General features: G+C 69.9%; 23 protein-coding genes. 13 read left to right on the top strand and 10 right to left on the bottom strand.

Going from position 1 to position 23,349, the window contains the following annotated elements:
• Positions 1-190: 190 nt before the first annotated feature.
• Together DJ017_RS13530 and DJ017_RS13525 are read left to right on the top strand one after the other, a co-directional pair.
• Entirely contained in the window at positions 191-562 is a 372-nt protein-coding gene (locus DJ017_RS13530) for a cupin domain-containing protein (protein ID WP_111529210.1), read from the top strand.
• Position 563: 1 nt separating this feature from the next.
• On the top strand, positions 564-1,649 hold the full coding sequence (locus tag DJ017_RS13525; protein WP_165830624.1) for an alpha/beta fold hydrolase: 1,086 nt from the start codon (positions 564-566) through the stop codon (positions 1,647-1,649).
• Here the strand turns inward: DJ017_RS13525 and DJ017_RS13520 are convergent.
• Positions 1,646-2,659 carry a zinc-dependent alcohol dehydrogenase gene (locus DJ017_RS13520; RefSeq protein ID WP_111529208.1) on the bottom strand — a complete coding sequence of 338 codons (1,014 nt, stop codon included), beginning with the start codon at positions 2,657-2,659 and terminating at the stop codon, positions 1,646-1,648. The genes DJ017_RS13525 and DJ017_RS13520 overlap by 4 nt on opposite strands.
• A gap of 97 nt (positions 2,660-2,756) precedes the next feature.
• On the opposite strand from DJ017_RS13520, the gene DJ017_RS13515 reads away from it, so the two are divergent.
• Positions 2,757-3,677, top strand: coding sequence for a LysR family transcriptional regulator (locus DJ017_RS13515; RefSeq protein ID WP_111529207.1), 921 nt, complete (start codon positions 2,757-2,759; stop codon positions 3,675-3,677).
• On the opposite strand, the gene DJ017_RS13510 is transcribed toward DJ017_RS13515, so the two are convergent.
• Positions 3,661-4,041, bottom strand: coding sequence for a YybH family protein (locus tag DJ017_RS13510; RefSeq protein ID WP_111529206.1), 381 nt, complete (start codon positions 4,039-4,041; stop codon positions 3,661-3,663). The two genes, DJ017_RS13515 and DJ017_RS13510, sit on opposite strands and share 17 nt — an antisense overlap.
• A gap of 5 nt (positions 4,042-4,046) precedes the next feature.
• On the bottom strand, positions 4,047-4,697 hold the full coding sequence (locus DJ017_RS13505) for an alpha/beta hydrolase (protein WP_111529205.1): 651 nt from the start codon (positions 4,695-4,697) through the stop codon (positions 4,047-4,049).
• A gap of 170 nt (positions 4,698-4,867) precedes the next feature.
• On the opposite strand from DJ017_RS13505, the gene DJ017_RS13500 reads away from it, so the two are divergent.
• Genes DJ017_RS13500 through DJ017_RS13460 form a run of 9 tightly spaced genes read left to right on the top strand, consistent with a single transcriptional unit; the run spans position 4,868 to position 12,107 of the window.
• Entirely contained in the window at positions 4,868-5,305 is a 438-nt protein-coding gene (locus tag DJ017_RS13500; protein ID WP_111529204.1) for an Rrf2 family transcriptional regulator, read from the top strand.
• The gene (locus DJ017_RS13495) at positions 5,302-6,480 is read left to right on the top strand and encodes a cysteine desulfurase family protein (protein WP_111529203.1); all 1,179 of its coding nucleotides are present in this window, start codon (positions 5,302-5,304) and stop codon (positions 6,478-6,480) included. Before DJ017_RS13500 ends, DJ017_RS13495 begins: the two co-directional genes overlap by 4 nt.
• The gene (gene sufB / locus DJ017_RS13490; protein ID WP_111529202.1) at positions 6,480-7,949 is read left to right on the top strand and encodes a Fe-S cluster assembly protein SufB; all 1,470 of its coding nucleotides are present in this window, start codon (positions 6,480-6,482) and stop codon (positions 7,947-7,949) included. The genes DJ017_RS13495 and sufB overlap by 1 nt, the downstream gene beginning before the upstream one ends.
• A complete protein-coding gene (locus tag DJ017_RS13485) occupies positions 7,946-8,353 on the top strand; it encodes a hypothetical protein (protein WP_111529201.1) in 408 nt (135 codons plus the stop codon). The genes sufB and DJ017_RS13485 overlap by 4 nt, the downstream gene beginning before the upstream one ends.
• Positions 8,354-9,100 (top strand): Fe-S cluster assembly ATPase SufC, encoded by a 747-nt coding sequence (sufC, locus tag DJ017_RS13480; RefSeq protein WP_111529200.1) that lies wholly within the window; start codon positions 8,354-8,356, stop codon positions 9,098-9,100.
• Complete coding sequence (gene sufD / locus DJ017_RS13475; protein ID WP_111529199.1) at positions 9,097-10,128, top strand: Fe-S cluster assembly protein SufD; 1,032 nt, start codon at positions 9,097-9,099, stop codon at positions 10,126-10,128. The genes sufC and sufD overlap by 4 nt, the downstream gene beginning before the upstream one ends.
• Before the next feature lie 2 nt (positions 10,129-10,130).
• Positions 10,131-11,345 (top strand): aminotransferase class V-fold PLP-dependent enzyme, encoded by a 1,215-nt coding sequence (locus tag DJ017_RS13470; protein ID WP_111529198.1) that lies wholly within the window; start codon positions 10,131-10,133, stop codon positions 11,343-11,345.
• A 6-nt stretch (positions 11,346-11,351) separates the two neighbouring features.
• On the top strand, positions 11,352-11,711 hold the full coding sequence (locus DJ017_RS13465; RefSeq protein WP_111529197.1) for an SUF system Fe-S cluster assembly protein: 360 nt from the start codon (positions 11,352-11,354) through the stop codon (positions 11,709-11,711).
• Positions 11,712-11,714: 3 nt separating this feature from the next.
• A complete protein-coding gene (locus tag DJ017_RS13460) occupies positions 11,715-12,107 on the top strand; it encodes a HesB/IscA family protein (RefSeq protein WP_111529196.1) in 393 nt (130 codons plus the stop codon).
• Positions 12,108-12,165: 58 nt separating this feature from the next.
• Here DJ017_RS13460 and DJ017_RS13455 read toward each other — a convergent pair whose 3' ends face one another.
• The 6 genes from DJ017_RS13455 to parE all read right to left on the bottom strand — a co-directional run bounded on the left by DJ017_RS13455 (position 12,166) and on the right by parE (position 20,809).
• Positions 12,166-12,969: an enoyl-CoA hydratase/isomerase gene (locus DJ017_RS13455; protein ID WP_111529195.1), complete on the bottom strand. Its 804-nt coding sequence runs from the start codon at positions 12,967-12,969 to the stop codon at positions 12,166-12,168.
• A gap of 88 nt (positions 12,970-13,057) precedes the next feature.
• Positions 13,058-14,113 (bottom strand): GGDEF domain-containing protein, encoded by a 1,056-nt coding sequence (locus DJ017_RS13450; RefSeq protein ID WP_111529194.1) that lies wholly within the window; start codon positions 14,111-14,113, stop codon positions 13,058-13,060.
• 49 nt (positions 14,114-14,162) lie between these two features.
• Positions 14,163-15,704 (bottom strand): DEAD/DEAH box helicase, encoded by a 1,542-nt coding sequence (locus tag DJ017_RS13445; protein WP_111529193.1) that lies wholly within the window; start codon positions 15,702-15,704, stop codon positions 14,163-14,165.
• Between the two features lie 395 nt (positions 15,705-16,099).
• Positions 16,100-16,567: a hypothetical protein gene (locus DJ017_RS13440; RefSeq protein ID WP_111529192.1), complete on the bottom strand. Its 468-nt coding sequence runs from the start codon at positions 16,565-16,567 to the stop codon at positions 16,100-16,102.
• A gap of 72 nt (positions 16,568-16,639) precedes the next feature.
• Entirely contained in the window at positions 16,640-18,610 is a 1,971-nt protein-coding gene (locus tag DJ017_RS13435) for an outer membrane protein assembly factor BamB family protein (RefSeq protein ID WP_165830623.1), read from the bottom strand.
• A gap of 96 nt (positions 18,611-18,706) precedes the next feature.
• The gene (gene parE / locus DJ017_RS13430) at positions 18,707-20,809 is read right to left on the bottom strand and encodes a DNA topoisomerase IV subunit B (protein ID WP_111529190.1); all 2,103 of its coding nucleotides are present in this window, start codon (positions 20,807-20,809) and stop codon (positions 18,707-18,709) included.
• Positions 20,810-21,031: 222 nt separating this feature from the next.
• Here parE and DJ017_RS13425 point away from each other — a divergent pair, with 222 nt between their 5' ends.
• Complete coding sequence (locus tag DJ017_RS13425; protein WP_111529189.1) at positions 21,032-21,241, top strand: hypothetical protein; 210 nt, start codon at positions 21,032-21,034, stop codon at positions 21,239-21,241.
• A gap of 119 nt (positions 21,242-21,360) precedes the next feature.
• On the opposite strand, the gene DJ017_RS13420 is transcribed toward DJ017_RS13425, so the two are convergent.
• Positions 21,361-23,286, bottom strand: coding sequence for a M61 family metallopeptidase (locus tag DJ017_RS13420; RefSeq protein WP_111529188.1), 1,926 nt, complete (start codon positions 23,284-23,286; stop codon positions 21,361-21,363).
• Between the last annotated feature and the right edge of the window lie 63 nt (positions 23,287-23,349).

Genomic DNA, 23,349 nt, shown 5'->3' with positions numbered 1-23,349 from the left:
GGCTCCTCGGACCGGCCTTGCTCGCCGGAGGTCATGGCTAAGCCGGCCGGCTCGTCGCGAACAGTGGCGCATCAGACGTCTTTGCGCGCGATTTCGCCACTCCACATGGCCGAAACGGCGCGGACTTTGGCGAACCCGACACTGGCGAGCCTCCGAATCCACTGCTCAGCTAAGGACCAGAGGAGACGCCATGATCGATTCCAGCCGCCCCCAGAGGGTCAATATCGCCGAGCGCATGGCCCAGTTCGACGAGATCTGGGCGCCCAAGATCGTCGCCCGCTACAACGACAACGAGGTTCGCCTGGTGAAGACCGACGGCGAGTGGGTCTGGCATCGGCATGACGAGACGGACGAACTGTTCATCATCCTCGAAGGTGAGTTCGAGATGGATTTCCGGGACCACACGGTGGTCGTCGGCCCGGGCGAGATGCTCGTCGTGCCGCGCGGCGTGGAACATCGGCCCGCCGCCCGGCGGGGGCTTGTGAAGCTCATCCTGCTGGATCCGGCCGGCACGCCCAACACCGGCGATGTGCGCACAGCTACCCATGCGGTCGAGCTCTAGGATGTCGCGCCCTTTCCCTGCCGCGCTCGCCGGCGCGCTGCTCGCGCTGTTGGCCGCCGGCGCGGCCATCGCGGCCGAGCCGCCGCCGCCCCGGCCGGAGGCCGTACGGCCATACCTGGGACCCCAGCACAGGGTCGAGGTCGCCAAGGGCCGCCGCCTCAATCTCGTCTGCATGGGGCAGGGCGGCCCGACCGTGCTCTTCGAGGCCGGTGGCAGCGACTGGTCGGCCATTTGGGCCCTGGTCCAGCCGGCCGTCGGCCGCGGCACGACGGCCTGCGCCTACGACCGCGCCGGCCTGGGATACAGCGACCCGGCCGCCGCGCCGCGCTCGCCCATCGCCGTGGTCGAGGACCTCCACGCCCTGGTGAGCGCCGCAGGCCTCGCGCGTCCGCTGGTGCTGGTTGGCCACTCCCTCGGCGGCTTCGACGCCAAGCTCTACGCGACCCTCTATCCGGAAGACATCGCCGGCCTCGTCCTGCTCGACCCGGCCGAGGATCGAACCTGGGACCGCACCCGGGCGCTCGCCAACGCCCGCTTCGGCGCCCGCACCGCCGCCAAGGCCGAACTGCTCGACCAGCGGTTCCTCGCCCGCCTCGTTGACCATTTCCAGTCCTGCGGGACCGCCGCGCGCGAGGCCGGTCTCGATCCCGCATCGGACCTCTATCGGCGCTGCACGGACCCGGTGCGGCCGCGCCTTGGTCCGGAGATCGCCGCCGCCCGCGTCGAGGTCCAGAAGAGCGCCGCCTACCAGGCGGCTCAGGCTTCGGAGTTCGCCGCCAGCGTCTACGCCGATCACAGCGGCGACGCCGCCTACGCGCGCCTCTTCAAGCCGGGCGTGCTCGGGGAGCGGCCGGTCGTGGTCCTGACCCATGTGGAGGAGCCGAGCGATGATCCGCTCGACGCGCTCGACCAGGCCCAGGGCTTGGCCCTGCACCGGGCCACCGCGGCCCTGTCGCGCCGGGGCGTCCATCGCACGGTCCCGAACTCCAGCCACAACATCGAGATCGACGCGCCGGAGGTGGTGATCGCCGCGGTACAGGAGGTGGTCGGGAGGGTCAGGGCCAAGCCCCGCGGCCGCCGCCGCTAGTCGCGGACGAAGACGGTCTTCATCCTCGGCTCGGCCAGCCTGCGCGGCGCCTCGTCGAAGGCGGCGAAGTCGGTGATCGCGCCGCGCGGATCCACCCGACCGTCGGCCACGAAGGCGAGGGCGGCGGCGATGTTCGGGTGTCCGCGCCCGCGACCGGTGTAGAAGCTGAGGCCCTTGGCGTACATCTCACGCATCGGGAAGGCGACATCGCTCCAGTGGGTCCCCACCGAGGCCGACTGCCCCTCCGGCTCGGTCGAGCTGATCGCGCATCTCAGGCCTGCATCCGTGCCGCTGGCGTCGACCGTGATCGGGAAGCTCCGCGGCATGCGCCGCGGCGGCGGGCCCTGAACGACGCGCGCGCCATAGGCCTCCGCCCGCTCGAGACGGTCAGGCGCGGTATCCACATAGACGACTTCGTCGGCGCCGGCCGCCTTGGCGTAGGCCACCGCATAGAGCCCGACCGAGCCCACGCCGCCCATCACCAGCACCTCCGCGCCCGGGCGCTCGGCGAGGTAGGGCACGGTCAGCTCGTAGCCGAACGGCAGGTTGTCGCTCGCCGCGGCGCAGACGGCCGGGTCGAGCCCGTCGGGTAGGGGGACCAGCATCTCCGTCGCATGGGGGACGAGCACCAGGTCCGAGAAGAAGCTGCCGAAGTCGCCGCCCACGTCCATGCCGAACATCGCACCAGGCGGAAAGCTCGAGCAGGTGTTCGGCAGCCGCCGGCGGCACCGCGGGCAGGCGCCGCAGGAGACGTGCCAGGGCACGGCCACGATCTGCCCGACGGCGAGTCCCTTGGCCTCCGCACCGAGGGCGACGACACGCGCCACGCACTCATGGCCCAGCGCCATCGGCGCGGCGAAGGGCGTCGTCCCGCGCAGGATCATGACGTCCAGATCGCAGGTGGTCGCCGCGATCGGCTGGACGATCGCCTGGTGCGCCGCGGCGATCTCGGGCTCCGGCGCCTCGCGCCAGACCACCTCGCCCGGTCCCGTCCACCACAGCCGCCGCATCGCCGTCCCTCCATTCGAGATCCGGGTCGGGTCTAGGCCTGGTGTTGTTGCAAGGCGATCTGTATAACTGCAAATAGCCCTTGCAGGATTGCAAGTCGTGGACGACTGGAACGACCTTCGGCTGGTGCTGGCCATCGTGCGCACCGGATCCCTCACGTCGGCGGCCCGAAGCCTCGGCGTCGTCCATTCCACCGCCTTCCGCTGGCTGGCGGCCCTGGAGCAGCGGCTCGGTGTGCGCCTGTTCGAGCGGCTTCCGGCCGGCGCCTACGCGGCCACCTCGGCCGGGGCGCGTATCGCCGAGGCGGCCGAGCGGGTGGAGCACGAGACCCAGGCGCTCGATCGGGATCTCCTGGGGGCGGACCTGCGCCTCAGCGGCCGGCTTCGCGTCACCTGCTCGGAGAGCGTCGCCTATAGTCTTCTGACCCCGGCCGTCGGCGCGTTCCGCGCCGTCCATCCCGGCGTGGTCGTCGACCTCCTCATCGACAATCGCGCCCTCAGCCTCTCCCGGCGCGAGGCCGACGTGGCGATCCGCGCGGCCCGCCCGCGCGAACCGGCCCTGCACGGGCGCAAGGTGGCCGACGCCGCCTGGGCCCTCTACGCCGCCCCGGCGCTGCTCGCCGTCCACGGCCCGCTCGATCCGGCCGATCTCGGCGCTCACCCCTTCGTCGGCTGGGACGCGGACGGGCGCGGCGTCAATTCCGCCGACTGGCTCGAGCGCCATGTGCCGGAGGCGGCGGTCGTCTACCGGACGAGCAGCGTGGTCAACCAGATGGTCGCCGCCTGCGCCGGTCTGGGGGTCGCCCTGCTGCCGTGCGTTCTCGGCGACGCCGAGCCCCGCCTGCAGCGCGCCCTGCCGGAGCCGCTCTCCGAGCTCGACCGCGAGCTCTGGATCGTCACCCACGCCGACCTGCGTCGCACCGCCCGCGTCCGCGCTTTCATGGACCTCGTCGGGGCCTATCTGGCGCGTCGCCGCGACCTGATCGCCGGGTCTGAGCCGGCGGCTACCCCGCCAGGGTGACGAACAGTTCGCTCTCGATGACCCACTGGCCGGTGACCTTGCGCCAGGATGCCAGGTAGGTCCCGCTCATCTCGCCGGCGGCCCAGTAGGCCGTCCAGCGGCCGGCTTCGGCCGCGCGCTCGCCGGCCGCATCGAGCTCGACGCTCGCGGTTTCGCGGACATAGGTCCTGAAGTCGGGATCGGCGAACTGGCCGGCGAAGGCTTCGAGGATCGCAGCCGCCCCGGTCAGCAGCCCGCCGTCGCCGGCGATCAGCCGGGCGTCCGACGCGAAGAACGGCTTCAGCCGCGCCGCATCGTGGGCGGCGATCAGCTTGTTGGTGAGCTTGCGGCGCGCCCGGATGGCGTCTTCGGGCGCGACCGCCATGGCCGCTAGGCCGGCTGGGCCTGGAGGCGCTTGTCGAGATAGCTGCCGACCCGGTTTTCGAGGTCCGGCAGGTTCTCGGCCCAGAAGTGGCTGGCGCCGTCCACCACCTCGTAGTCGATGGTGATGCCCTTCTGGGTGCGCAGCTTGGAGACGACGCGCTCGACGTCGACCGCCGGCACCACGGTGTCCGAGCCGCCGTGCAGGATCAGGCCGGACGCCGGGCAGGGGGCCAGGAACGAGAAGTCGTAGGCGTTGGTCGGCGGCGACACGGCGATGAAGCCGTCGGTCTCCGGCCGGCGCATCAGGAGTTGCATGCCGACCCAGGCGCCGAACGAGTAGCCGGCGACCCAGCACTGGGAAGCGGCCGGGTTGGTCGACTGCAGCCAGTCGAGGGCGGTCGCCGCGTCGGCCAGTTCGCCGATGCCGCCGTCGAATTCGCCCTGGCTGCGGCCGACGCCCCGGAAGTTGAACCGCAGCACCGAGAAGCCGCGCTTCATGAACAGGTGGAAGAGCTGCACCGTCACCGGGTTGTTCATCTGCCCACCCGCCTTGGGATGGGGATGGAGGATCAGCGCCACGGGCGCGGTCTCGCTCTTGCCCTGGGAATAGCGCCCCTCGATCCGCCCGGCTGCGCCGGTCAGAACCACCTCTGGCATGCGACCCCTCTTGAAGAACCTTAGGTCTAATACTTGACTGCTGCGCTCGGTCTTCCTAAGTCCGGCCCACGTTCGGACCGGCCCGGAAGCTCCGCGAGGCGGCGGCTTGTAACATAGAGCGGCCCGGATGCGCGCAAAAACGACTGCGCCGGAAAGATTGAAGGTTTCGCATGCGCCTCTCCACGAAGGGCCGCTACGCCGTCATGGCCATGGTCGATCTCGCCCGGCGCGAGTCCGAGGCCGTGCGCGCCGTGGCGCTGGCCGACATCGCCACGCGCCAGGAGATTTCGCTGTCCTATCTCGAGCAGCTCTTCGCGCGCCTGCGCCGCCGCGGGCTGGTCAAGAGCGCCCGCGGTCCGGGCGGCGGCTACCGGCTTGCCAGGGGCGCGGCCGAGACCTCCATCGCCGACATCGTCCATGCCGTCGACGAGCCGCTGCGCGCCACGCGCTGCAGCGCCGGCAAGGGCTGCATGGTCAAGGGCGAGCGCTGCCTGACCCATGACCTCTGGGCCGACCTCGGCGAGCGTATCGAGGACTATCTGGCCTCGGTCACCCTGGCGGACGTCGCCATGGGCCGTCTCAAGTCCGGCCAGCAGGTGGCCGCATGAGTTCGGCGAACTCCGTCTATCTCGACTACAACGCCACCGCCCCGGCGCGCCCCGAGGCCAAGGCCGCCATCGCCCACGCCCTGGACGTCGGCGGCAATCCCTCGTCCGTTCATGCCGCAGGCCGTGCGGCCCGCGCGCTCGTCGAGCAGGCGAGGGCGGAGGTGGCCGCCCTGATCGCCGCCCCGGCCTCCACGGTCATCTTCACCTCGGGCGGCACCGAGGCCAATGCGCTGGCCCTGGAGAGCGCCGTCGCCGCCGGCGCCAAGCGCCTGCTGATCTCGGCCGTGGAGCACGACAGCGTTCACGAGACCGCCCATGCCCTGGCGCGCACAGCCGGGGTGGCGGTCGAGGAGATCCCCGTCGACCGCTCCGGGCGTCTCGACCTTGCCTGGCTCGCCGAGCGCCTCGGGCGCTGGGACGCGGCCGATGGCAAGCCGTTCGTCGCCGCCATGCTCGCCAACAACGAGACCGGCGTCATTCAGCCGGTGAGGGAGGCGGCCGAGCTGGTCCGCGCCGCCGACGGCTGGCTGCACGTCGACGCCGTCCAGGCGGCCGGCAAGATCGAGGTCGACAGCCGCGGCCTCGGCGCCGACACCCTCGCGGTCTCGGCCCACAAGATCGGCGGCCCGCAGGGCGTCGGCGCGCTCACCTTCGGCCCGCGCGCCACGCTGACCCGGCGCCAGCACGGCGGCGGCCAGGAGCGCGGCCGGCGGGGTGGAACCGAAAACGTCCCCGGAATCAGCGGCTTCGGTGCAGCTGCTAAGCTCGCTCGCGAGGAAGTGGAAGCCGGCAAGGTCGAAGAAAAGCAAGCTTGGCGCGACGCCGCCGCCGAGGCCCTCAAGGCCGCCGGCGCCGTGGTCATGGGCGAGGCCGCGCCGCGCCTGCCGCAGACCCTCTGCGTCGCCGCGCCGGGCTTCCCCTCCGACCTGCAAGTGATGGCCCTCGACTTGACCGGCGTCATGGTCAGCGCCGGCGCGGCGTGCTCTTCAGGCAAGGTCAAGCAGTCGCCCGTGCTCGCCGCTATGGACCAGGGCGACCTGGCCGCCTGCGGCCTGCGGGTCTCCGGCGGTTGGGCCACCACCGAGGCTGACTGGAACCGCTTCGTCGAGGCCTGGTTCGAAGCCCATCGCCGGCACGAGGCGCGCCGGGCGCCCGTCGCGGCAGGAGTAGCGTAATGGCCGCCGTCCGCCAGACCGTCGAGCAGGTCGAGAGCCTGGAGCGCTACAAGCACGGCTTCGTCACCGAGGTCGACCAGGAGTTCGCGCCCAAGGGCCTCTCGGCCGACATCGTCCGCTTCATCTCGGCCAAGAAGAACGAGCCGGAGTGGATGCTGCAGTGGCGCCTCGAGGCCTTCGAGCGCTGGCAGGCCATGGAGCAGCCCGACTGGGCCAAGGTCTCTTTCCCGCCGATCGACTACCAGGACGCCTATTACTACGCCGCCCCCAAGCAGAAGGCCGGCCCCAAGAGCCTCGACGAGGTCGATCCGGAGATCCTCGAGACCTACAAGAAGCTGGGCATCCCCCTGCGCGAGCAGGAGGTGCTGGCTGGCGTCGAGGGCGCGCCGCGCTACGCCGTCGACGCGGTCTTCGACAGCGTCTCGGTCGTCACCACCTTCCGCGAGGAGCTCTCCAAGGCGGGCGTCATCTTCTGCCCGATGAGCGAGGCGATCCGCGAGCACCCGGAGCTGGTCAGGAAGTACCTCGGCTCGGTCGTGCCGACCTCGGACAACTACTTCGCCTGTTTGAACTCCGCCGTCTTCTCCGACGGCAGCTTCGTCTATGTGCCGCCGGGCGTGCGCTGTCCGATGGAGCTGTCGACCTATTTCCGCATCAATGCGGAGAATTCCGGCCAGTTCGAACGCACCCTGATCATCGCCGACGCCGGCGCCTACGTGTCCTATCTCGAGGGCTGCACCGCCCCCATGCGGGACGAGAACCAACTCCACGCCGCCGTGGTCGAGTTGGTCGCCCTGGACGACGCCGAGATCAAATATTCCACGGTCCAGAACTGGTATCCGGGCGATCCGGAGACCGGAAAGGGCGGGATCTACAACTTCGTCACCAAGCGTGCTGACTGCCGCGGCGACCGCTCGAAGGTGTCCTGGACCCAGGTCGAGACCGGCTCGGCGATCACCTGGAAATATCCGTCCTGCGTCCTGCGCGGCAACGAGAGCACGGGCGAGTTCTATTCGATCGCCATCACCAACGGCCGCCAGCAGGCGGACACCGGCACCAAGATGATCCACCTGGGCGCGAACACGCGCTCGCGGATCATCTCGAAGGGCATCAGCGCCGGGAAATCGACCAACACCTACCGCGGCCTGGTCTCGGCCCACCCGAAGGCCAAGGGCGCGCGCAACTTTACCCAGTGCGACAGCCTGCTGATCGGCAAGAGCTGCGCGGCCCATACCGTGCCCTACGTCGAGGCGCGCAACGGCCAGGTGGTGTTCGAACACGAGGCCACCACGACGAGGCTCTCGGAAGACCAGCTGTTCTACGTCATGCAGCGCGGCCTCAGCCAGGAAGAGGCGGTGCAGTTGCTGGTCAACGGCTTCGTCAAGGACGTGCTGCAGGAGCTGCCGATGGAGTTCGCTGTGGAAGCGCAGAAGCTGGTGGCGATTTCGCTGGAGGGGAGCGTCGGATGACCGCCAAGACCAAGAAGCAGAAGCCCTTCACCCTCAAAGACGCCTTCGAGGTGGAATTCGCGCGTCGCGAGATGGAGCGCCGCAAGCGCGACGAGGCTGAGCGCAAGCAGCAGGAAGAAGATCTCGCGCGCGCCACCCAGTTGCAGGCGGCCCTGGACGCTGATCCGGAGTTCCTGCACGCCCGCGGCCTCAGCGTCGACCGCCGTCGCTATACGGTGAACATCGACCACCAGGACTATCGCATCGCCGCCTATTTCGAGGCGGGCAAGGCGAGCGTCACCCTGTCCGACAAGCGCACCCCGGCCACGCCCGGCACCGTCGCGCCCCGCAAGCAGCAGACCGTGGAGAGCGTCGAAGAGGCGCTCCAGATCATGGCTCAGTTCCTCGTCGACGAGACCCGTTAGATGCTGAAGATCGACAACCTCCACGCCAGCGTCGACGACAAGGAGATCATCAAGGGCCTCTCCCTGGAGGTTCCGGCGGGCCAGGTGCACGCCATCATGGGCCCGAACGGGGCCGGCAAGTCGACGCTGTCCTATGTGCTGACCGGCCGCGACGGCTACGAGGTCACGCAAGGCTCCGCCACGCTGGATGGCGAGGATCTCCTGGCGCTGGAGCCGAACGTGCGCGCCGCCAAGGGCATGTTCCTCTCCTTCCAGTATCCGCTCGAAATCCCCGGCGTCCCGGCGCTCACCTTCATCCGCACCGCCCTCAACGCCCAGCGCAAGGCGCGCGGCGAGGCGGAGATCGCCGCGCCGGCCTTCCTGAAGCTCGCCAAGGAGAAGGCGGCCGAGCTGAAGATGGACTTCGAGATGCTCAAGCGCCCGCTCAACGTCGGCTTCTCCGGCGGTGAGAAGAAGCGGATGGAAATCCTTCAGATGGCGATGCTTTCGCCGCGCTTCCTGATCCTCGACGAGACGGACTCCGGCCTCGACATCGACGCCCTGCGCATCGTCTCGGAAGGGGTCAACGCCCTGCGTTCGCCCGACCGCGCCATGCTGGTCATCACCCACTACCAGCGGCTGCTCGACTACATCAAACCTGACCGCGTCCACGTCCTGGCGGCCGGGCGGATCGTGGCCTCGGGCGGGCCGGAGCTGGCGCTCCAGCTCGAGCGCGAAGGCTACGACAAGTACGCGAGGGCCGCTTGAGCGTCGCCTCCGCCATCCGCGAGCGCGACGCCTCGCAGCTCCCCGGCAAGCGCGACGAGAACTGGCGCTGGACGGACCTGCGCGGCCTGATCCGCGAGACGCCGCCGGCCTCTGCGGCCGTCGATCCGCGGGATGTGGGGCAGGGGCCGTTCGAACACCTCGCCGATCAGTCCTTGGTGGTCGCCAATGGCGGTCCGGATGCGCGCATCTCGCTGGGCGCTGGCGAGGCCAAGACGATCGCCCTGCGCTTCCTGTCGCGCGGCTCCGGCTCGCACACCGCCCGCGCCGAGGTGGAGGTCGCGGCCGGCGGTCGCCTGACCCTGCTCGAGAGCTACGAAGGCGACGAGGGCGGCTATGTCGCCCACGCCGGGATCGACGTCTCCCTGGGCGAGGGGGCGACGCTCGAGCGCATCGTCCTCGCCGCCGACGGGGCGGAAGGCGTCTGCGTCTCCGAGACCGAGGTCCGCTTCGGCGAAGGCGCCGACTTCGGGCAGTCCGTCTTCCTGTCCGGCGCGCGGCGTCAGCGGATCGAGACCCGGCTCGCCCATCCCGGCCACGGCGCCAAGGTGCGCATGGACGGGGTCTATCTCCTGGCCGGCAAGCGACACGCCGACCTCACCACCGTCGTCACCCACGCTGGGACCGACGGCGTGACCATGCAGATGGCCAAGGGGGTCGTCCGCGACCAGGCCCGCGGCGTCTTCCAGGGCCGCATCGTGGTGACGGAGGGCGCCGACCGCACCGACGCGCGGATGGAGCATCATGCCCTGATCCTCTCCGACCGCGCCGAGGTGGACGCCAAGCCGGAGCTGGAGATCTACGCCGACGACGTCTCCTGCAGTCACGGCAATACGGTGGGGGCCCTCGACGAAGACGCGCTGTTCTACGCTCGCCAGCGCGGCATTCCCGAGGCCGAGGCCAAGGCTCTGCTCACCGAGGCCTTCATCGGCGAGGTCGTCGACCGGATCGCCCACGAGGGCGCCCGCGAGGTGGTCCGCCTCTGGGCCGCCGCCGGCCTGATGGTCTGACCATGGCCTTCGACCCGCAAGCCATCCGCGCCGAGTTCCCGATCCTGGATCGTCAGGTGAACGGCAAGCCGCTGGTCTATCTGGACAGCGCCGCTTCGGCCCAGAAGCCGCGGGCGGTGATCCAGGCGATCAGCCACGCCATGGAGCACTCCTACGCCAACGTGCACCGCGGCCTGCACACCCTCGCGAACGAGACCACCGAGGCCTACGAGGGCGCGCGCAACAAGGTGGCCGCCTTCATCGGGGCGGAGCCTTCGGAGATCGTCTTCACCAAGGGCGGCACCGAGGCGATCAACCTCGTCGCGGCCGGCCTCGGCGCTCGCCTGCAGACCGGCGACGAGATCGTGCTCACCCAGATGGAGCACCACGCCAACATCGTGCCCTGGCATTTCCTGCGCGAGCGTCTGGGCGTGGTCCTGAAGTTCGTGCCAGTCACCGACGACGGCCAGCTCGACCTCGAAGCCTATCAGCGGCTCCTCGGGCCAAAGACCCGCGTCGTGGCGCTCAGCCACATGTCCAACGTGCTCGGCACCATCAACCCGGTGACGGACATGACCCGCATGGCCCACGAGGCCGGCGCGCTGGTGCTCCTCGACGGCTGCCAGGCCATCGTCCACAAGCCGGTCGACGTGAAGGCCATCGACGCCGACTTCTACGTCTTCTCCGGCCACAAGCTCTATGGCCCCACCGGCATCGGCATCCTCTACGGCAAGGCCGAGCAACTGGCCGGGCTTCCGCCTTACCAGGGCGGCGGCGAGATGATCGGCACGGTGACTGAGGACGCCATCAGCTACGCGGACCCGCCGCACCGCTTCGAAGCCGGCACGCCGCCAATCCTCGAAGCCATCGGCCTCGGCGCGGCCATCGACTGGATGTCCGGCCTCGACCGCGAGGCGATCGCCGAGCACGAGCACCGGCTGTATGCGCGCGTCCGTGACCGGCTGGCCGGCGCCAATTGGCTGAAGGTGCTGGGCGAGGCGCCGGGGAAGGCGGCCATCCTCTCCTTCACCGTCGAAGGCGCCCACGCGCACGACGTGGCCCAGATCCTCGACCGTTACGGCGTGGCCGTCCGCGCCGGGACGCACTGCGCCGAGCCGCTGATGCGGCGTTTCGGCGTCACGTCGAGCGCCCGGGCTTCCTTCGCCCTATATAACACCGAGGACGAGGCGGACGCCTTCGTCGACGCCCTTACCCGTACCCAGGCCTTCTTCGCGTAGAGCACCATGGACGACGTCGCCAAGATCGAGACCCAGACGGCTCCGCTCTCCCAGGAAGAGCTGGACGTCATCACCGACCAGCTCATCGAGAAGCTGAAGACGGTCTACGACCCGGAAATCCCGGTCGACATCTACGAGCTCGGCCTGATCTACAAGGTCGACGTTTCCGACGACCGGGACGTGGTCATCGACATGACCCTCACCGCGCCGGGCTGCCCGGTGGCCGGCGACATGCCGGGCTGGGTCGAGCAGGCGGTGCTGGAGATCCCCGGCATCCGCTCCTGCAAGGTCGAGCTGGTCTTCGATCCGCCGTGGGACCCCTCGCGGATGTCCGACGAGGCCAAGCTCCAGCTGAACATGTTCTGAGCCATGGACCTTTCCCTCACCCCCACGCCCCGCGCCCGCCGTCCCCGGCCCAAGGTGGTCACCCTGACCGAGGCCGCCGCCGCGCGCGTGAAGGAGATCATGGCCAAGGCCGAGAAGCCGTACATCGGCTTGCGCGTCGGCGTGAAGAACGGCGGCTGCGCCGGGCAGGAATACGTCCTCGAATATGCCGAGCAGGCTGCGCCGTTGGACGAGGTCATCGAGGACAAGGGCGTCACCATTCTCGTCGAGCCCAAGGCCGTGCTGTTTCTGATCGGCTCGGAGATCGACTACGAGGTGACCAAGCTCTCCGCCCGGTTCGTGTTCCACAATCCCAACGAGACCGACGCCTGCGGCTGCGGCGAGAGCGTCACCATCGAGCCCGCCAAGCCCGAATAGCAAAACGGCCGGACGCTTCCGCCCGGCCGCTCGATTTCCTCCAGGATTTCAGGCGCTTCTAGCGGCCTTTGAACTCGGCCGGACGCTTCTGCAGGAACGCCATGACGCCCTCGCGGGAGTCCTCGGTCCGGCCGGCGTCGCCCTGGGCGTAGGCTTCCGCCTCGAGCTGCAGGTGCCAGCTCGTGTCCAGCGCTTCCCAGACGAGATTGCGGGTGAGGCCCAGCGAGGCGGGGCCGCTCGCCAGGGCGCCGGCGAGCTCAAGCGCGCTCTTCATCAGATCGGCGTCGGCCACGCAGCGGTTGATCAAGCCCCACTCCTGGGCCGTCTTGGCCGGCAGCTTCTCACCGAGCAGCATCAGCTCCATGGCGCGCGCCTTGCCGACGAGCTTCGGCAGCAGCCAGGTCGCGCCGCCGTCCGGAACCAGGCCGATGCGGCGGAAGGCCAGCAGGAAGTAGGCGCTCTCGGCCGCCACGACGATGTCGCAGGCCAGGGCGAGGGACACGCCGACGCCGGCCGCCACGCCGTTGACCGCCGCCACCAGCGGCTTGGGCGACTTGCGCAGGGTGGAGACGAAGGGGTTGTAGACCTTCAGCAGGGCTTCGTTCGGCCCGTTGGGGTTGGTGACCCCGCCGCCCGCACGACCGCCCGACAGGTTGGCGCCCGAGCAGAAGCCGCGGCCTTCGCCGGTGATCACGATGCAGCGCGCGTCGTCGTTGGCGACCAGGCTCTCCACCGCCGCGTTGAGGTCCTGCATGAGCTCCATGCCGGCCGCGTTGAGGGTGGAGGGGTCGGAAAGCGTGATGATCCCGATGCGGTCCTTGACCTCGGTCCTGACCTTCGGCGCAGCGGCGTTGCCGTCCATGGCGTCCTCCCTCGAACGAATGTTTCGCGCGATCTTAGAGGCCCATACCCCGGCGTCAGGCTAGCGAAAAGTCCGCCGAGGTGTCGCCTCAGGCCGCGGCGGCGGCGATCGGATCGGCGGAGGAGGTGCGGTTGCGGCCGCCGCGCTTCGAGGCATAGAGCGCGGCGTCGGCCCGCTCCACGAGGGACGCCGGCGGCTCGCCAGGGCGCCGCTCCGCGAGGCCGGCCGACAAGGTCACTGCGCCGAGGTCTTCGTTCGTCGAGCGCCGCTTGAGGACCCGCGAAGCCACCTCGGCGCGAATCTCTTCCAGCACCGCCAGGGCGGTGCGCGCCGTCTCGCCGGGGAAGATCAGGGCGAATTCCTCGCCGCCGTAGCGCGCAGCGGTGCGCGGCGCGGCGCCGGAGCGGCCGATCACGCTCGCCACGTAGCGCAGCACCTGGTCGCCGGTCTGGTGGCCCCACGTATCGTTGAAGGCCTTGAAGTGGTCGATGTCGAGCACCGCCAAGCAGAGCCCGCCGCCCGCCTGGTCGGCCTCGGCGCAGGCGCGCTCCAGCGCCTCGTCGAAGGCCTTGCGGTTGGCCAGGCTCGTCAGCCCGTCGGTCATCGCCTCGCGGCGGACCTGCTCGAGGTGCTCGCGCAGCTTGGAAACCTCCGCCGTCGTGTCGGCGAGCTGGCTTTCGAGGGTCTGGTTCTCCTGGCGCACCCGCTGGGTGGCCTGGGTCAGGCTCTCGACCATGGCCTTGATCTTGCCGGTGTCCTCGCCGGCCAGGCTTTCAGAAGCGTTGGCCAGTTCCTGGCCGTAGGCCTCGCTCGATTCCCGCGCGCTCTCGATGGCCCGATGGACGCTGTCCAGTTCCTTGGACAGGGCGTCGCCGGCGTCGAGCAGTTCGCCCGAGAGCTTCTGCTTGGGCAGGAACTTGGCGGCCAGGGTCTCGCCGACGCTGTCGGTGAAGGGCTCGCCGGCCTCCAGCATGTGATCGATCTCGACCGCCAGGGCGCTGCCCTTGGCGGCCACGTAATGGACCCACAGCTCGAAATTCAGCGCGGTCGGCCAGACCTTGTGGGCCTCCATGGCGGCGATCGCCTTGCGGGCCAGGTCATAGGCCGGCGGCGCGCGCAGGGAGGTTTCGACATCAGCCGACATGCCTCAACCGTTACCCCGCGAGTTTCAAACGCGGAGTTAAGGCCCAGGGTTAGTCGTCGGATCTCCGCACCGCCAGCGGCCGGCTGAGGAACGCCGGCGTGTCGCCACCGAAACCCACCACCTGGTCGCCATCGTCGCGGTCTCGCCGGCGGCGGTCGTCACGGCGATCATCGCGCCTGTCATCGCGCCTGTCATCGCGCCGCGGCGGGCGCTCGGCCTGGACTGGCGGCGGCGGTAGAGGACGCTCGGGCCTCGGCTTGCGCTGGCGCGGCGGCGGAGCCTCCGCCTCGACGGGGGCGGCAGCCGGCGCCTTGGCTTCGGCCTCGGCTTCTCGGCGTGGCGCCCGCTCCCGGCGGGGGCGCTCGCTCCGGTCCTGATCCCGATCACGGTCGCGACCACGGTCGCGGCCCCCGCGCTCGCGGCCGCGGCCCGGACGCGGCTCGTCCTTGATGTTCGCCCAGTCGAGGTCGAGCGTGAGTTCCTCGGGGACCTTGCCGGTCAGCTTCAGAATCTTGTCGAGATTCTTGCTGTCGGCCGGGGTGACGATCATGAACGTCTGGCCCGAGCGCCCCGCGCGGCCTGTCCGGCCGATGCGGTGCACATAGTCGTCGGCGTGGTGCGATACGTCGTAGTTGAAGACGTGGCTCACGTCGGGAATGTCGAGACCGCGCGCGGCGACGTCGGAGGCGACGAGCAGGCGCAGCTCGCCGCTGCGGAACGCCGCCAGCGTGCGCATCCGCATCTGCTGGTCGAGGTCGCCGTGGATCGGCGCGGCGTCGAGGCCGTGCTTCTTCAGCGACTTGGCGACGATGTCCACCTCGGCCTTGCGGTTGCAGAAGACGATGCCGTTCTTGACGTCGGCCCGGTCGATGAGCGCGCGCAGCGCCGTCCGCTTCGCCTTCGGGTCCGTGGTCGGGATCCTCACCAGGTACTGGGTGATCGTCTCGGCCGTCGTCGCCGGCTTGGCCACCTCGATCCGCACTGGATCCTTGAGGAACTGCTTGGTGAGCCGGGTGATCTCCGGCGGCATGGTCGCCGAGAAGAACAGCGTCTGACGTTTCGGCGGCGTGAGCTTGAAGATCCGCTCGATGTCCGGGATGAAGCCCATGTCGAGCATGCGGTCGGCTTCGTCGACCACCATCAGCTGCACGCCGGTGAGCAGCAGCTTGCCGCGCTCGAAGTGGTCGAGGAGGCGGCCGGGCGTGGCGATCAGCACGTCGACGCCGCGGTCCAGCTTCTGCTCCTGGTCGGAGAAGGAGACGCCGCCGATCAGCAGGGCCCAGCTCAACTTCTGGCCCTTGGCGTACTTCTCGAAGCTGTCGGCGACCTGGTCCGCGAGCTCGCGGGTCGGGGCGATGACCAGCGCGCGCGGCATCCGCGCACGGGCGCGGCCGGCGGCCAGCTTGTCGATCATCGGCAGGGTGAAGGCGGCGGTCTTGCCGGTGCCCGTCTGGGCGATGCCCAGCACGTCCTTGCCCGCGAGCGCCACCGGGATGGCGTCGGCCTGGATCGGAGTGGCGGTGTGGTAGCCCGCGTCGGCGACGGCCTGGAGGGTCGCAGGCGACAAGCCCAGTTCTGAGAATTCGGTCATTCGTTACGAGTTTGGCGGTGACGCAAGTATTGGGCTGGCGCACCGCGGCGGCGCGGGCGGACGTCGCCGCGCGCGGCGGAAGATACGGGCGAAGTCGGCCAAGTCAACGCGCGCAATGATCGCGAGTTCAGCGGCGTGGCCAAGTCCGCCTCAACGCGGGCGGATCAGGTTGATCTGGATGAAGCCCCTGAACAGTTGTGGGTGGGGTTGTTGGCGGCGGTCTACGCCCCGTCCCGGAAGGCTCTCACGCGCCTCACGCCGCGCCCGCCAGGCGGCGAACCCGGCCAGCCTTCGGGTCCCGAACGCGGCCAGCGAGCCCATCATCGTCGACCTGTGCGGCGAGACCTCAATCGGCCTTGCCCACAAGCCCGGCGTCGAGCGCGGGCCAACGATGCTCAGTGCGGGGCCGCCTCGTAGGACTGGGGCTTTTTTTTTGAACTCTCCGCGTCCCGCACCGTCTCGTGCGCGCTGCGCTCGGTCCAGCCCTCGGCGCTCGCCGGCGCCTCGGCGTCGGCGTCACGGTCGTGCCGCTGCAGCGCCTCGGCGAAGGAGCGCGCCGCCTCGCCGAGCGCATAGGCGATGGCGCCGCTCGCGACGCTGGCCGCCTTGCCGGTCTTGTGGCTCGCATCGCCCGCGCCGTCGCGCAGCCGATCGGCCACCTCGGCCAGGGCGCTGCGCGCCTTGGGGCTGTCCTTGACCTTCTTCGCGCCGGCCACCGCGCCGACGGCCATCACCGCTTCGGCGATCGCCGCCTGGCCGGCGGGCGAGGCGATCAATTCGCCCAGCCGCCCCTTGCGGACCGCCTTGGGCACCTTCACGCCCGCGATCGTCTTGGGCAGGAAGTTCTTCTTTTTCTTCGACATGCGCCGACCTCCGTAAGGCCCGGAGGATCAAACGTGCGTCGCCTTGGGCCCGTTCCGGCGGAAGACTGTGGATCAGCGCCCGTCCACGGAATAGGCCAGCAGCACGTTGACGCCGTTGCCGCCGGTGCGGGCCGCGCCGTTGAAGCCGCTCATGGTGAAGACCATGCCCTGTCCCACCGCCGCGCCCATGCCGTCGAGGCTGCCGCCAGGCTGGCCGGTGACGCCATTCACCGTCTCGTAGGTCTGGGCCGTGGTCGAATGAGCCCAGAGAATCTTGCCGCTCGCCGCGTCGTAGGCGCGCAGCCACCCGTCCATGGTTCCGGAGAACACCACGCCGGGGATGGCCGAGGGGGCCGCCGACTGGGCGCGGATGCAGGCGCCGGGCGCATAGGCGCGGCTCTGGTCGCCGGCGTAGTGGCAGGGCGCCTCGGGCGCCAGTGTCTTCCAGAGGATCTTACCGCTGGCGGGATCGAGGGCCAGGATCCCCGGCTCGCCCGGCGCGGTCTTCTCCTCCGTCAGCGCCGGCAGGCCGGACTTGGCGGCGGCCTCGTTGAACAGGCTGACCACGTCCGAATTGGCCACATAGAGGCGCGTCCCGTCCGCGGCCATGCCCCACTCCACGCCGCCGAGGGCGCCGCCCGCGCCGACGCGCCGGGTCCACAGGGTGCGGCCGCTCGCCGGATCCATTCCGTAGACGAGGCCCGACTTCTGGCCCGACAGGAGGATCTCCCCGCCGCCCTTCAGCTTGAAGAGGATCGGAGAGGCGCCGAAGTCGTGGTCAGGCCCGGGCGGGGAAGGGCAGTTGGCCGGCTTCTTGGCCTGCTCGCAGCCCATGATGAAGTTGTCGTTCTCGGTGACCTGGTTGCTCCAGCGGATTCGGCCCGTCGCCGTCTCGATGGCGACGATCGCGTCCGCTCCCCTCGTCGAGGCGCTGGTGTAGCTGTCGCCGGTGGCCACATAGACGAGGCCGCGGGCCTCATCGACCGTCGGCGCCGACCAGATCGCCGCACCGGCCGGCCCTTGCTGCTGCACGCCGGCGCTGTTCACATAGGTCGGCTTGAGGGGCTCGGTGACCACATAGGTCTTCCAGATCAGCGTGCCGGTCGCCAGGTCGAGCGCGCTCAGCGAGCCGCGGAACGAGCAGCACGGATACTTGGGCGAGATCGCCGCGCCTTCCTCGCCCGAGCTCATCGGCACGTAGAGGCGATCCTGCGAAACGACGGGCGCGCCGGTGATGCCGCCGACGGGATTGCTCTCCAGCTCGGCGCTGCGCCAGAGCTCCTTGCCGGTCTGGGCGTCGAAGGCGCGGACCGTGCGATTGCGCTCGCCGACGAAGGTCGCCCAGCCGGAGGGCGCGATCTTGCTGCGCACCACCATGGGCGTGGTCCGCGAGGCGACTCCACGGGCCACCCACCGCACGCAGCCGCGAGAGGCGTCCAGCGCGTAGAACTTGCCGGTGCGATTGGTGACGAACAGCCAGTCCCCGATCACGGTCGGCATGCCGCCGCCGGCCATGGCGAAGGCCCACTTCACCTTCAGGCGGGGGACCTCGGCCTTGGCCAGGCCGGGGCTCGGCTGGAAGCGGCGCGAGCGGGCGTCGGCGCCGACGCTCGCCCAGTCGGCGGCGCTCTGGCGGATCGGTGGCGGGCCGCCCTGGCACATGGGATCGGTCCCGACCTCGGCCGGCCCAGCGAACATGCCGCGGCCGAACGCCTGCGCCTGACCGGCGGGAGCCGGATGCGCGTCGGGCGCCTCAGCCGGCCGCGCCGTCAGGTAGGCGGCGATGGCGGCCTTGTCCTGGCTCGAGAGGCCGCTCGCCATGGGCGCCATGACGCCGCTCGTCAGCACCTCGACGATCTGGCCAGGCGGCAGCACGGCCAGCGCATTGCGGGCCGGCGCGCGACCCATCGCCGGTTCATGGCAGGCCTTGCAGCGGGCGTTGAACAGCGCTTCTCCAGAACCTCCCGCGGACTGCGCATGCACGACCATCGGCAGCACCAGCGCCCCCGCGACCACGGTGAAACCCGCCGCGGCGGCGGCCATCGCCCGAATGCCCCTCATATCCCCCCGAACCCTTTTTCCGAGTCGCTGCCCGGAGCTTGGTCTCCGGTTCTTTCACTCAGATTGCAGGTCGGGACCTCAGACGTCGAGGTCGGCCAGGGCGAATTCGGCGTTCTCCTGGATGAAGCGGAACCGCAGCTCCGGCTTACGGCCCATCAGGGCCTCCACCAGGTCGGCCACGGCTTCTTCGGACCGGGGCAGGGTGATCCGGGCGAGGGTGCGCGTCGCCGGATCCATGGTGGTTTCCTTGAGCTGGGCCGGCATCATCTCGCCCAAGCCCTTGAAGCGGCTGATCTCCGGCTTCTTGCCCTTGAATTCGGTGGCCAGCAGCTCGTCGCGATGAGCGTCGTCGCGGGCGTAGACGGCTTTGCCACCGTGGCTGATCCGGTAGAGCGGCGGCAGGGCCAGGTAGAGCCGTCCGGAGCGGATCGCGTCGGGCATGGTCCGGTAGAAGAAGGTGATCAGCAGGCTGGCGATGTGGGCGCCGTCCACGTCGGCGTCCGTCATGATGATGATCCGCTCGTAGCGCAGATCCTCTTCCTTGAACTTCGAGCCGCCCTGGGCGCCGAGCGCCAGCATCAGGTCGGAGAGCTCCTTGTTACCGCCGGTCTTGTCCGTGGAGGCCGAGGCGACGTTGAGGATCTTGCCGCGCAGGGGCAGGATCGCCTGGGTCTTGCGGTCCCGGGCCTGCTTGGCCGAGCCGCCGGCCGAGTCCCCCTCGACCAGGAACAGTTCGGCGCCGTCGATGGCCCCGCCGGAGCAGTCGGCCAGCTTGCCGGGCAGCCGCAGCTTGCGGGTCGCCGAGGCCCGGGCGACCTCCTTCTCCTTGCGCCGCTTGAGCCGCTCCTCGGCCCGCTCGATGACGAACTGCAGCAGGGCCGAGGCGGCCTTCGGCTGAGCCGTCAGCCAGTGGTCGAAGGGATCGCGCAGGGCGTTCTCCACCAGCCTCTGGGCCTCGCTGGAGGACAGCTTCTCCTTGGTCTGGCCCTGGAATTCCGGGTCGCGGATGAAGACGCTGACCAGCGAGCCAGCCTGGGCGACCACGTCGTCGGCGGTGATCAGCCCGCCGCGCTTCTCGCCAGTGAGATCGGCGTACTGCTTGAGCCCTCGCGTCAGCGCGGCGCGGAAGCCGGCCTCGTGCGTCCCGCCTTCCGGGGTCGGCACCGTGTTGCAGTAGGACTGCATGAAGCCGTCAGCTTCGCCGAACCCGGCCGGCGTCCAGGTCACCGCCCATTCGACCTTGCCGGCCTCGCCCGGGCGCTCGTAGCGGCCGGCGAAGGGCTCGGGGGTGACGGTCTCGATGCCCTTCACGCGCTCAGCCAGGAAGTCGGCCAGGCCGTTGGGGAAGCGGAACACCGCCTCGGCCGGGGTCTGGTCGTGGATGCGCGAGGGGTCGCATTTCCAGCGGATCTCGACGCCGCCGAACAGGTACGCCTTCGACCGCGCCATCCGGTAGAGCCGGGCCGGCTTGAAGGCGCAGCCCTCGCCGAAGATCACCGGGTCCGGCGAGAAGGTGATCGCCGTGCCCTTCTTCCGCGTCGGCGCGATCTGCTGGATGGGCCCCAGCGGCTTGCCGCGGGTGAAGGCCTGGCGCCACTCGTGGCCGTCCTTCCAGGCGGTCACCTCGACGCGTTCGGAGAGGGCGTTGACGACGCTGACGCCGACGCCGTGCAGGCCGCCCGAGGTCTCATAGGCCTTGCCCGAGAACTTACCGCCCGAGTGCAGGACGGTCATGATCACTTCCAGGGCCGACTTGCCGGGGTGCTTCGGGTGCGGATCGACCGGGATGCCGCGGCCGTCGTCCTTCACCGTCAGGGCCCCCTCGGCGTCGAGGATCACCTCGATCACCTTGGCGTGCCCGGCCACGGCCTCGTCCATGGCGTTGTCCAGCACCTCGGCGAACAGATGGTGCAGCGCCCGCTCGTCGGTGCCGCCGATGTACATGCCGGGCCGCTTGCGGACGGGCTCCAGCCCCTCCAGCACCTCGATGTCCTTGGCCGAATAGCCGCCCGAGGACGGCGCGCCGGCGGGAGGGGGAGTCACGGCGGCCTTGGGAGCGCCGGTCACCGCCGGGTCCGGGCGCGGCTCGTGGCTCTCCGCCAGCGGCGAGGCGGGCGCGGGATTCAGCGCGTCATCGGTTCCGAAGAGATCGAAGGACGGGGCGGCGGACTTGTTCGACATGGGTCCCCGAAAGTGAGGCGATTCTGGAATGGATATGAATCGGGCGCCGGCCGGAGGCAATGCGTCCCGATGACGGCCGTCGAGCCGACGCCGGGTGCGAAGCTTACCCGACGTGCAGGGGAATGAGATGCGATCTCAAGTCCCTTGTCAGACCTGAAATTTAAGGCAAGCATCAACTCGGCCAGACCGCGCAGGAGATGCGGCGCGCCGAGGGAGGTCCATATGCCGAGCGTTTCGGTCCGAAAGTCGCGGGTGCCCGCGGAGATCCTCAACATCGGCGGCACCGCCGCCGCGATCCTGGCGGTCGTGATGACCGGCGCGGGCCTGTCGTCCATGCTGCCGGACCCGTCCCCCTGGCTCACCGCCGCCGCCTACCTTGGCCCGGCCGGCCTGGCCTTCGCCGCCTACTGGTGGGTCGCCCAGAAGCTCTGAAGACTCCAGACGCTCTGAAGCCTCGTACGAGGCTTGCGTCTCGGCGGGCTGCGAGCTCGCCCCTATGAACCGCGGATCTCCGAGGTGCTCGTGAAATCCGCGGTTTGAACCCTGAGCGCCTATCGCGGCGCGTAGATGGCCGACAGCCGGTCTGGGGTTCCCTCGATCCGCTCCAGCCGCGGATATTTCAGCCCGCCGCGATAGTCGATCGTCACCACCCTGTAGTGGTCGCCATCCTTGACGATCAGGCTCACCGGCGCGCCGCTCTTGGCGTTGGTGATCGCCTCCTTCAGCAGATCCGCCTCATAGGCGATGCCGTTCACCGCGACGATCTTGCCGCCCACCGTCAGGCCCGCCTTGTACGCCGGTCCGTCCCACAGCACCGAGGTGATGCTGGCCTCCCGGTTCAGGGTGAGGCCCAGGGAGTAGGTCAGGTCGACCATCTTCCGGCTCGCCTCGTTCTGCTTCCAGAACTCGGTCGGGGTCTCGGTGAAGGCGAGCTTCCAGCCACCGCGGGTCAGGCCGTCGAGCGGGAAGGCGGGTTTCACCGCCTTGATCCGCGCCGTGAGGAAACTTGCCCAGTCATAGGGCATGACCGCGTTCAGCCCGGCGACCACGTCCTCAAAGGTGTAGCCGACTTCCGACCAGTTGCCGTCCTCGATGCCGAAGAAGCCGCGTGCGAAGTCGTCGAGCGACTTCTTGCCGCCGGTCTTCTCACGGATCAGCGTGTCGGCGTCGAGCCAGACGAGCTGACCTTCGGAATAGTAGTCCTCGCTGCGCTGCCAGCTGGTCCAGGCCTGCGGGCGGCGGTTGGAGATGATCGGATCGTTCGTCGTGTCCTCCACCGAGCGCCACTGGCGTCCCGGACGGCCCGTCGAGTAGGTGGCCGCGGTCATCGCCAGGGCGTCCATCGTCTCCTGCTTGGTGTTCAGGCCGGACCGGGCGCCCAGCACATAGCCCCAGTACTGCGTCTGGCCCTCGTAGACCCAGAGCAGGCTGTCGCGCATTGGCACGTTGAGGGTCGGCGTCCAGAGGTCGGCCGGCCGGCGGAACTTGCCGTTCCACGAGTGGGTGTACTCGTGCGGCAGCAGATTGCGGGACGGCGCGTTCTTGGCCCACTCGGTGAAGAAATCCGGCCGCGTGCCGTCCTCCGACGAGCGATGGTGCTCAAGCCCGATGCCGCCCAGGCGGTCGGAGAGGGAGAACAGGAAGTCGTAGTGGTCGTAGTGGCGTGAGGCGAACAGCTTGTCGGCCTGACGCACCAGCTCGCGGTGCTTCTCGATCTGCTCGGGCGTGGCCGCCAGCAGTTCGGGCCGGTCGGCGACCACGTCGAGGCTCACCCGCGACTTGCCCGAGGTGTCGAGCTCGAAGCGCTTGAAGTAGCGCCCGGCCAGCATCGGCGAGTCGTACAGCACATCGAGCGGCGCGGTCTTGAAGCGGACCACGCCCGCGTCCGTGCCGGCCGGCTCGAGCGCCGTGCCATAGCCCCAGCCTTCCGGCAGCCGGATCGACGCGGTCACCGGGATGCGTCGCATGAAATAGCCGGCCGGATAGAGGGCGAGGTCGATCCACTCGGCCGAGAGCATCTCCGGCGTCATCATCATCCGGCCCTGGTCGGGGGCGGTGGGCGACAGGAACTCGAAATCGACCTCCAGCGCGGTCGCCCCGGCCGGCGGGGTCACGTGGAAGGCGAAGACCTGGACCGGGTCGCGCGTCCACGGGACCGCCTGGCCGCCAGCGCGGATCGTCAGGCCGCTGACGCCGTAGAGCGGATTGCGTGGCGAGTGTCCGCCGGGGACCCACTCGGGATAGAGGAGGGTCATCGGTCCCGGCCCGGTGACCGGAATGGTCTCGTGGATCCGGAAGATCCGCCGCTCCAGGTCGGTAGCGTCCACCTGGACGGTCAGGGCGCCCGGATAGGCCACGTCCTGCGGGGCCGCGATCGGCGCGGGCATCGCCGCGGGCTGCGGCCCCGGCGAGGGCTGGGCGAAGGCGGAGGAGGCGAGGGCGAGCGCGGCGGCCGCGGCGAACAGGGCAGTCTTCATGAGCCTGTTCTATCGGGCTTCGTTGCAACTGCAACTGGTGGCCGACCCCGAAACGGCGGCCCG

Origin of the sequence: Phenylobacterium soli (genome assembly GCF_003254475.1) — a bacterium.
Lineage (GTDB): Bacteria > Pseudomonadota > Alphaproteobacteria > Caulobacterales > Caulobacteraceae > Phenylobacterium > Phenylobacterium soli.
This window is presented reverse-complemented; position numbering and strand designations above follow the sequence as displayed.